Source organism: Schaedlerella sp. (assembly GCF_056796775.1).
Genome location: NZ_JBQIKP010000085.1, coordinates 1 through 9801, shown reverse-complemented (window position 1 = coordinate 9801; position 9801 = coordinate 1). Strand labels below are relative to the sequence as shown.

Here is a 9801-nt window from a genome sequence, read left to right as displayed (position 1 = left end):
TTCCGCTCCTCGACCTGGCTGTTGTGGATGTTCAGCCAGGTTTCCAACATCTGCCGGGTGGTCAGGTCGTGGTACTCCGCCTGGGGCTGGATGCTGTCGTGTAGGAAGGCCAGCTCGCCGATCGCAAATACATTTTTTATATTGTAGGATTCCTTCCCGCTCTGACGTACTTCCCCGCAGAAGATCTCTTTATCGTCTTTCATCACTTGGATCATGGATACCCGATTTTCAAGCTGCCCATACTCCGGATTTTTGTCCGTAATGTCAAATTCAAAGGAACCCGCATCGTTTAAGAGCAGCTTTAATTCCGAATCCTGTATGCAGTTTATCTCATCTCCAGGATAATCCAGAATCCTTCCATCAACATATACCGTGTACATCAGAGACTCCCTCCCCTGTATTCTACTTTCACTTTTCCGGTTCCCGAAAAATATAAGACCACGTCCTCCTCACCGCCTACAGAAATCTGAGGAAATCGATTCCATCCCGCCTTCAAGCGAAAACGATGCCCCTGATAATCTACACTGAAATCAGTGCTGTTTTGCGATACAAAAAATTTCGGAACAGACCGCATATTCCCTTTTGGGATGCTGATCCTGTTTTCCTCTGCCGTTATCTCTACTTCTCCAATGTACCGGATCACACCGGAAACAAAGCTAAATGAGTCCCATTTCCACGGTTCCTGGGAATCTGTCTGCTCATATTTATACGGAAATGCATCAAGCGATATTTCTATAGAACTGTATACCTGATCTTCTTTCACGCTTTCAACAGAGAGCCTTCCTTCCCAGTAATAACCCGGATCAGAATCCAAAGTCACCTTCATTTTTTTGCCATGGCAGTAATTTTTCAGCCGGGAGCTGATTCCATGCCATATCTCAGGCCGCCGATCGAGAAGGATAAAGCTGAATACAAGTGTGCGGTTCTTATATCTAACCGGGCCAAATGCCTCTGTCATGTCAATATGCCCATCCCCTCCCAGCACATCAATCACCTTTGTCTTGGCTTCTGGTGAAGAAATGGAGATAGAAATGAGAAGCAGTCCCCAATCCCGGAACGTATGCTGATCCCCGATACTGATTCCTGTCTGCGACATGTATTCTTTTATTTCCATCACCCCATTTCTGCCCTTGTATTCAGCACTCCCATTCTGTCATTGATCAGCGGTGCAATGACCTTTGCCAGAGTCCTACCGCCGACATTCATGCTGCTTTCTACTTTGACCCCGCTCATTGCCGCAGCGATTCCATTGATAAGCCGGTCATAATCGATCACAGCTCCGTCTGCGGAATTATGATTGATACGCGCGGCTTCCTTTGCATATTTTACAGATATATCATGGGGAATCACCTGGGCCCCATTCGGAAGGTAGGTCAGCTCACCCCGCCCGCCTTCATTCATCCGAGCAAATCCTCCCTGCCAGTCATCGGTTCCCCTTGCCAGGTATGGGATATATCCAATAGATACACCCGGGATCATATTGATCAGTCCGACAGCCGCATTGATTCCGCTGATCACACCATTCACAAATCCCTTCACCTGGCTGACCAGCTGATTGACAGCTGATGCAATCCCGGAAAACACTCCGCTTACAAAGGAGGTCAGCCCATTCCATGCGGATTTTATACCGTTAAATACACCGGTAATGAAACTCCGTACATTCCCCATAACCGATGAGACTACGGAGTAAATGCTGTTAAACACACTGCCCACGACCCCTGTAAGCGTTGAGATCACTGTGCTGACGGCATTTATGACCGTTGATATGAAGTTGGAAATGTTGCTGAACACACCGGATATAATGCTGAATACCGTACTGAATATCCCTGTCACCGTTCCAATGATAGTCCCGATCACCTGTATGACCGTAGCTATGATATCGGCAATAAAGGTCACGATCGGAGAAATCGTTGCCATAACCGCAGATATCACGGATCCTATAAAGGAAATAATCGGATTGACCGCCGAGATGATCCCAGATACCACAGAGATCACTACAGATAGCACATCCATGATGATCGGGGTCAGGGTCTGGATCACACTCATGACCACATTCAATATCGCTATGATTGCCGGCATCACTGCGGATGCCACGTTGCTCAGTACGGTAATTATATTTGTGATGACTGGTAACAGCGTACTCACAAGCTGGGCTATCATCGGCGCGAGCGCTGCAAAAATCTGGCCGATTACTCCGGCTATCTGCACAAGAAATGGAGCCAGCTGATTGATCAAACTTACAAGAACCGGCAAAACTGTAGAAACTGCCTGGAGCACGGTACTGATTATCTCAGAAATAACAGGCATCAGGTTTGCCAGCGCCGACTGAATTGCCGGCATCACAACAGATGCAATTCCTCCGATCGTTACCCCTAACGTTGTAAATATCGGTACCAGCGAACTTCCGATCATACTAACCAAGGTCTGTATCTGTGGGCCAAAATTCTGAAACAATAACAAGATTGTTTTCAGTGGAGGACATATAAGTCCCAAGATGGATGTAAAAGCAGTCTGGAATCCTGCAGCCCCTCCCAGGCCTGCCGAAAAGCCTTCCGTCAATCCGGACACAAAACCTTTAAATGTATCATATACCGTTGTAATGACTGACTTCACGGTTTCAAACATTGCAGTCATTGCAGGAACAAAGCCCTGTATTGCTCCGAGCATTCCATTTCCTATAGATGCAAACGCACCTGGTATGGCCTCTAATGTCGGTTGAATCTTTGCATAGATATCGCCGAACTCAATTCCTGAGATGATACCCTGCAGTTTATCCTTAACCGCCTGCACTTTCTCCACAACACCACTGAAATCAATACCAGATACAAAACTCTGCACTTTTCCAGCCGCAGTCTGAAGAATTTCATAAAATCCCGAAAGATCAATACTGGACACAAAGGACTTCACGTTCTCCGCAAAACCTTGTATTCCTGCAAACACACCGCTGAAATCCGCATTGGATAACGCACTGAGCATATCTTGAAATTTTGCCCTGATCCCTTCAAACACACCGGACAGCACCGGCATCAGGCCAGACAGCGCAGATTGAATCTTTCCGCTTACCGCATCCCAAGCCGCAGTAACGCCTGTTCGGAAGCTCTCATTTGTTTTCATGAGGTAAGCAACCCCCGAAGCAAGCGCAGTGATCGCTGTAAGGGCAATTCCCGCAGGTGAGGCAATCATTGAAAATACACCCAGCACGGAGCTGAATCCTGTGATCAGCTTTCCCGCAATCTTTAATGCCGGCCCCAATCCGACAGCTACAGCAGTACCTATCCCCGCCCCTTTTATGATCAATCCCTGCATAGACGGCGACAGGCTGTCAAATCTGTCTTTCAGCCCCTGGATTCCGGATATCACCTTCGAAAATGCTTCCCCAAACCTGACGCCCAGATCCGCGGCTTTATCTTCCAGGATACCCAGCGAATTGTTGAAGTCCGCAAGCATTGGTTTCAGCGTGGAAAAGAAACCTCCCCCTTTTCCCCCGGCATCCAGAAAATTCGCCCCGATTCTTGAAATCGACGCCCCGATATTTGAGATAGCTGCGGTAAATGAAGATTCCCCCATGATCTTCGCCGCGCCGCCGATATTCTTCTCTATGGCATCCAGAAACATCTGGGAAGAAATCTGCCCTTCGGATGCCATTTCTTTCACTTCCGCCGCTGTGATTCCTGCAGCTTCCGCCAGCCACTGATATATAGGGAGCCCTCTGTCTGCCAGCTGGTTCAAGTCATCCGTATACGCAATCTGTGAGGTCTGGACCTTATTTATGATGGATCCCATATCCGCCATAGACGCCCCGGCGATCGCGGCCGCATCCGCTGTCAGGGACAGATACCTGGTCAGTTCCTTCCCCGGCTGAATCCCAGCTGCTACCGCACTTGCAGCAGTCGTAGCAGCCGCATCCATTCCATAAGAAGTACCCTTTACCGATTCCATAGCGGAGTTCATGATTTCCGTAACGCTTTCCGCGTCATGCCCGAGACCTTTCAGCTTCGCTTTCGCATCATCAATACCGGTCAGCCGGTTAAATCCTTTTACCAGTGTCAATCCGACCAGTGCGCTTGTGGCTGTAACAGCCGGCTTTGTAATACGTGAAGTAAGTTTATCCCCTACGTCAGTAAATGTACTTCCCACACGATCCAGCTTCTTTGTGATGTTCTGGACTTTGCTCTGGAAGGAATCCAGAGTCTTCTGGGCTGTCGAAAATGCTTTTTCAAAGCCGGTGGAATCGCCAGTGATCTTTGCGCTCAATGTATAATCAGCCATTTTTTAAGACCTCCTTATCGGTGGAAGGTGATTCGCTTTGTAGATTTCATCCACCCATCCTGTTCCTTCCGCTTTTTCTACATCTCGAATGATCTTCAGGTTGTCGCGAATCACTTCCATATCCGCTTTTTTCACTTTCTTTTTGCTCCACAGCTTCAATGCTTTCCTTCTTTTCGGCCGATTCGCGTTAAAATAGGCTGTAAAAGCGGCATTGTACATGTTATAGCTGTCTGCCACCATTTTGCTTTCCCAAGCTTTCCGGATGAACGCAATTTCTCTCGGCGTAAGCGCGTCATATTCAGATCTGGAATATCCGAAATTAACAACAAAAAAAGCGAAGTCGATGTCCTTTTGATACGGCTCCGCTATTTCCATATACTCCTGATCCGCTTCATCGTTGCTGAAATATTCAAACTCGATCAGTCTTCTGGGAAGAAAAAAGGGCAGTCCCTTTCCAACGCCTCCAGAACAATCGCACACACATCCGTGTAGCCATTGGTTTCGATCAGGCTCTCTGCAATTTCCATTCCCTTTCTGGGATTCAGGAAAACATCCGATCCATCCTCTTTGATCCCGTATGCGACATAGGCTTTCAGAGATGCCAGACAGAGCATCCCGCGTGTACGCTGTAAGTCTGCCAGTGTGGGCATATTTGTTACGCCCTCAATCATTTCAATCCGTTTCATGTTATATTTCAAAACGTAATTCTTTCCGTCATAAGTAATCATAAATGATCCCTGCCTCCTATTCCTGAATTGTCACTGTTGCAATACCGGCTTTTCTCGCCTTTCCCTCCGAAGTACACTCCACGATCAGAAGCCGTTCTCCTGACACCGCTGCCAGATCTGCTTCTCCGTCCCAGGTATCCATATTGGTACAGTCATCGTTATAAGACGGGTATACAGCAGATGGTCCCTTTGAATACCGATAAGTGTTTCCGGCTTCCTTGGCCGGATTCACATATACCGCAGTATTTCCTGATGAGCTCCCGGCAACAGAAACTACCGTCAAAACATCCAGCACAGCATTCCCCGGCAGAGTATCTAACGCAGGTTTATTCGTAAGGAGATCCAGGAGCGCCCCCATGCCTTCCAGGGACAGGCTGTACGTCATAGCATCATCATAGGGAGCTTCCAGGGGATAGTCTGTAATGACCGCAAGGCCGCCAAACATCCCCCTTTTCCGTTTTCCATCGATCACCTTGATGCATACAGGTTCCGAATTTTCAAATGATTCTGACAAAATGCTGTGCGCCTCATCCCCAGGAACGTAAAGGCCGTCATTATCAATGCTCCACTCCTTCATACCCGCAATCTTTGATTTCCAGCCTCCAGCCGTATCCTTGCTGGTGATCTCGATGGAATCCGCAGAACGGTTGATCGTCAGTCCCTTCTGTCCACCAATCGCGATCAGCTTACTCCCATCCGCATTATAGACAGCAAGCAGGATGTCCTTCCCAGCCAGTGCTTTCGCCGCAGAACTTGAAAAATCGCAGTAAGCGCCGCCGTCAAATGCGTTATCCGCAAAAAGCTGTAATAAAAATCCATTGAATCTCATAACATCATCTCCTCCTTAAACTTTACACTTAAATCCATAACAGACCATGAACTCATACGCCAATACGGCATGCTTCTCGTTCGTCTCATCGGATTTGATCGTCTGGACTCCGTTATTGGTCTGCATAATCAGATCAAATCCTTCTGGAAGCTCAATATCCTCCGACAGTGCTTCCTCCAAGTCCTGTATCAGTTTATATATCTGTACAGAAGATTCTCCTGGCTCTGCGATCGCATGGATCCAGACCGTAAAAATATCTCTCCACATGGTCTTTGAATGTGCCGGGCGCTTCCCGATGACCTCCGCAAAATAAAAAGGGCTCGGTGCGTTGTCCGGTACGGCATCATAGCAAGTTGTCCCTGTGTTATCCTGTACTTTTTTCTGTATGGCAGATATCAAATCCACCAAGCCTAACTGCTTATACATATCCTATCCTTTCTTGATCGCATTCCTTAAATCCTGATAATAGATAAATGCCTGCGAATCCACGTTTGCTTTCAGGAAGTGCTTGCCGGAAACCCAGCCCCCGTCAATTGTACGGTGCCCATATTCCACATGGGGCGCATAATCTGCGTAATAACCCATCTCGTCCCCATAGGTACCGGAAGATTTCCGCAGCTCTCCTGTTTTAATGGGCGTCCCGCCGTTTCTCGCGGCATTGAGTAATTCCGTGACATTCTTCTTGACGACCGCGTTAAAACGTACTTCATTCATGGATTGAAGCGCCCTTGCCAGGCGATCTATATCAACTTTGTTTAATTCTATTTTTACCAAGCCCATTTCATCATCCCTTATAAATCCTCACCTGAATCGCTGTATACCTTGGGCTCAGGTCAAGGACCTTCGTAATTTCCTGTATGCGGCCGTCAATTTCTGCTTTCTGGCACTTCGGGAACATAGAAAAAGAAATCGGGATCAGAAACCGCTGTTCATTCCGCGTCACCTCCCGGCCTTCCAGAGCGATCTGCTCATCCGTCCAGGGTGTGCCACGGGCCACAGTCTCTCTTACTACCTCATAGTCATACTGTGGGTTATGAAGTTCGTCCTCCCCGGTCTGCTTTTTTGCCAGAAGTCTGCATGTATTCCAGATCACAGAAACCTCACCACCTTGTCTGAACCTCCGGTATTTGCCTGCTGTGTTTTCCAGTCTCCAATCTCCTGCGCATATTCGGCAAGTACATCATCTACAAAGGTGGTACTGATATTTGCCGCCCCTTCATTTGAAATCCCTTCATAATAGGTACGGCGGTACATTTTCACCACAGCATCTACGCAGATTGACTCAAACAGATTCGGCAGAGCCCCGACACCCAGCCGCAGGCAGAGCCTGTCGGATATGGTACTGATATAATCCTCCAGAACTTCATCCTTTAGCATTGCGTCCGGAATCCTGTTTTTCACTCTTTCCAGCATTTCCATAAACTGTACCTCACTCTTTCTCAGATACTTTTTTTCTGCCATTTTTGGAAGATTTTTTCTTCACCGGTTTCTTTTCCGGCTCAGTGCTCTCCGTACTGTCTCCACTCTCATCAGCACCATTTTCGCATTCATCTACCGGGCTTTCTGTTTCCTGCTCTGAATCCTGTTCTCCTGCATATTCGATTAATGGAACGCCCTGCCTGTTCTCCCGGCCGGAAAGCTCTTTGATACGTTCCTCCGTAACTTCCACCCCATCACGCGGAAAGGCTTCTCCAACGTGATAAGGGTGGTCTCCATCCTGCAGATCCGTAAAAAATTTAATCACCCTGTACATCATTCTCCTCCTATGCACCTGTGCCGTTTCCGATCGTACCGATAAATACACCATCCTCAAACTCGGGGAAAAATTTCACGCAGGACATCAGAAGGGTGTCCACGCTTGCATCCCTGGAATTGATAGAATGAGTCATTCCGACCAGCCCCGTAGAATCAGCCATCAGCGCAAATGTCTGCGCCACATCACCGGACATCGGCACATATGCCCCACGCATATTTTCCTTGGCCGTAGCGATCGGATTTTTCGCCGTCACCTGGGGAGAGATGATCGCAGTCCCCAATCCAAGGAAATTTTCGATATAGGTAAACCCAAACGCTGTCTGCATCGTAATCTGGGCAGTCCCCAGGTAGTCAGCTACATCCTGCTGGTTGATAAAATATACGGGGGTTACATCCTCATCCTCATAGTATTCCTGTAGTTTCGCCCACAGGTTGGCTAAAACAGCCTGCAGGGTGATGCCAGACACCGTTCCGGAGCCCTTTTTCAGAGCCGCATATAAGGACTTTTTAGTCTCTTTCTGTACCTTTCCTACCAGCTTCTCATCACTCTGGTTGATTGCAATATTCCTCCCCACCTTCTGGATTGCCTCTGCAGTGGTATTTCTGCGGTACTTATCCAGGGCAAGTGAAATTGTATTGGCAAGCGTCCGTGTTACTTTCGTAAGGCCGATCGTCTTGCCTTCGCCTACTTGGTCAGCCAGTTCGTCAACAGTCCACTTATAGATCTTAATGTCTGTACCTGCAGACATCGGGATCAAGTCCGTAATGCCAAGAAGTTTCTGAAGCTCCACAATATTTTTTGAAATCCTGCTGGTAAAATCAACAGAAATTGCCGGCGCCATATCTGCCGTTGTGGTCGTTCCTGCCGCCGGTTCCGCAGGCGTGGTACTGGAATCTCCCTCTGCAAATAACTGCAGCATCATAAATTCTTTGTTCTTCATACGTTCATACCTCCATCATCTGAATAAATGCATATTTTCCTGGATCAACCTCTGACGTTCCGTCCGGTCCTTCACTGCAAGGATCTGCTCTTTCGTAAGTTTTGACGCCCCGCCTGCTTTGGGAGGCTCCCCTTTGAGCGCGTCCTTAACAGCCTTGTTGACCGCCTCTTGGAAAAGGCTGATAAACTCTTCCACAGATTTTTTTGTCTGATCCGCATCCTCGGAGATCAGAACGCCCAGCAGATTATCGCCGATGCTGATATTCTTCTCCCGGAGCATTGCCCTGGCAGATTTTGACATTTCCGCAATGGCTTCCTTGCGCATCAGCTCCTGTACCTGCTCCTGGAGCTTCTTGTTTTCATGCTCCGCCCGCTCCTGGGCGTTCATCTCCGCAAGCCGGGTTGCTTCCGCCATCTCCTTTTCATGCTTCGCCATCATTTTTGCAAACTTCTGGTTGAACATCCGGTCAAAATCTTCATCTGAGTATTTTGCAGTGGGCTTTGGATCTGGCGTCTCCGGATCTTCTTTTCCCTTCTGATCCTTACTTCCTTCATCCTGGCCCTTTGGTATCTCTCCGTCCTGGCCGCCTGCCGGATCTTCCGCGAATAACTGCAGTAGTCTAAATTCTCTGTTCTTCATATTCTGCCTCCATCGTTTTTAGTGTTCCTTGCTTCACTGTTTCCCGTAGCTTTACAGGGATCCACGCCTGCCCTTTTTCATCCCGTAGAGTTTTACGACTTCCACGCCTGGTCATGTAATCCGCACATAATCCGGAAATTCTTCCGCGATCATACAGATACCAATAAAAAAGGAATTTATCAGAAGTTTTCCTTTTTCTGATAAATCCCCATATTGGATCGATGTCATACCGCTCTTGATATCCGTTTCTATTCGGTCATCCGCCAGCCCTTCCATTGATCTGACCAGTCCCTGCGTAAGTGCTGTTACTCCAGCACAGACAATGTCATAACCTGCCGGAGCATAGCCTGCATGACCGCTTATCATGATTCCCCCCTTCCGGATGCCCACCTCGATCAAAACACATCACTCCCTTCCAAAAATTCAGCGATCTTTTTAATGTCTATAGCCCCCGTGCGGTTCATTTTCACCTGCTCTCCATCCAGAAGGACTATGGTAGGTAATTTGTCTATGCTGTATTTGTTAGCGGTAAACGGGTCCTCCTGTGCATTAACCTTCTGAACCTTATCCGCACCGGCCATCCGGATGAGCGGGAAGATAAACTCCTTCTCATAGAACCGGCACGGCGGGCACCATGGGG

Annotated in this window: 14 protein-coding genes and 1 pseudogene; all 15 read right to left on the bottom strand. The window is 48.1% G+C overall.

What is annotated here, in order from left to right:
• Positions 1 to 380 (bottom strand): annotated as a pseudogene (locus ACTOY7_RS21085) (phage tail protein); the annotation flags it as partial.
• Entirely contained in the window at positions 380 to 1114 is a 735-nt protein-coding gene (locus ACTOY7_RS21080) for a hypothetical protein (RefSeq protein WP_482671761.1), read from the bottom strand. The pseudogene ACTOY7_RS21085 and the gene ACTOY7_RS21080, both read right to left, overlap by 1 nt.
• Positions 1114 to 4269, bottom strand: a complete 3156-nt coding sequence (locus ACTOY7_RS21075; RefSeq protein WP_482671762.1) for a tape measure protein — start codon at positions 4267 to 4269, stop codon at positions 1114 to 1116. Before ACTOY7_RS21075 ends, ACTOY7_RS21080 begins: the two co-directional genes overlap by 1 nt.
• 3 nt (positions 4270 to 4272) lie before the next feature.
• Positions 4273 to 4644, bottom strand: a complete 372-nt coding sequence (locus ACTOY7_RS21070) for a hypothetical protein (protein ID WP_482671763.1) — start codon at positions 4642 to 4644, stop codon at positions 4273 to 4275.
• A 44-nt stretch (positions 4645 to 4688) separates the two neighbouring features.
• The gene (locus tag ACTOY7_RS21065) at positions 4689 to 4997 is read right to left on the bottom strand and encodes a hypothetical protein (RefSeq protein ID WP_016298712.1); all 309 of its coding nucleotides are present in this window, start codon (positions 4995 to 4997) and stop codon (positions 4689 to 4691) included.
• 16 nt (positions 4998 to 5013) lie between these two features.
• A complete protein-coding gene (locus ACTOY7_RS21060) occupies positions 5014 to 5826 on the bottom strand; it encodes a phage major tail protein, TP901-1 family (RefSeq protein WP_160279307.1) in 813 nt (270 codons plus the stop codon).
• Positions 5827 to 5841: 15 nt separating this feature from the next.
• Positions 5842 to 6252 (bottom strand): DUF5072 family protein, encoded by a 411-nt coding sequence (locus ACTOY7_RS21055; RefSeq protein WP_482671764.1) that lies wholly within the window; start codon positions 6250 to 6252, stop codon positions 5842 to 5844.
• Positions 6253 to 6255: 3 nt separating this feature from the next.
• Entirely contained in the window at positions 6256 to 6606 is a 351-nt protein-coding gene (locus ACTOY7_RS21050; RefSeq protein ID WP_482672379.1) for an HK97 gp10 family phage protein, read from the bottom strand.
• Between the two features lie 4 nt (positions 6607 to 6610).
• A complete protein-coding gene (locus ACTOY7_RS21045) occupies positions 6611 to 6919 on the bottom strand; it encodes a hypothetical protein (protein ID WP_482671766.1) in 309 nt (102 codons plus the stop codon).
• Complete coding sequence (locus ACTOY7_RS21040; RefSeq protein ID WP_016298707.1) at positions 6916 to 7245, bottom strand: phage head-tail connector protein; 330 nt, start codon at positions 7243 to 7245, stop codon at positions 6916 to 6918. The genes ACTOY7_RS21045 and ACTOY7_RS21040 overlap by 4 nt, the downstream gene beginning before the upstream one ends.
• 10 nt (positions 7246 to 7255) lie before the next feature.
• Positions 7256 to 7579 (bottom strand): hypothetical protein, encoded by a 324-nt coding sequence (locus ACTOY7_RS21035; protein ID WP_482671769.1) that lies wholly within the window; start codon positions 7577 to 7579, stop codon positions 7256 to 7258.
• Between the two features lie 10 nt (positions 7580 to 7589).
• Positions 7590 to 8522 (bottom strand): hypothetical protein, encoded by a 933-nt coding sequence (locus ACTOY7_RS21030; RefSeq protein ID WP_482671767.1) that lies wholly within the window; start codon positions 8520 to 8522, stop codon positions 7590 to 7592.
• Positions 8523 to 8537: 15 nt separating this feature from the next.
• The gene (locus tag ACTOY7_RS21025; protein ID WP_482672381.1) at positions 8538 to 9161 is read right to left on the bottom strand and encodes a DUF4355 domain-containing protein; all 624 of its coding nucleotides are present in this window, start codon (positions 9159 to 9161) and stop codon (positions 8538 to 8540) included.
• A gap of 111 nt (positions 9162 to 9272) precedes the next feature.
• Positions 9273 to 9527: a ribosomal-processing cysteine protease Prp gene (locus ACTOY7_RS21020; protein ID WP_482671616.1), complete on the bottom strand. Its 255-nt coding sequence runs from the start codon at positions 9525 to 9527 to the stop codon at positions 9273 to 9275.
• Positions 9528 to 9556: 29 nt separating this feature from the next.
• Positions 9557 to 9801, bottom strand: a 245-nt coding sequence (locus tag ACTOY7_RS21015; protein ID WP_482672382.1) for a thioredoxin family protein, incomplete at its 5' end; no start/stop codon positions are given.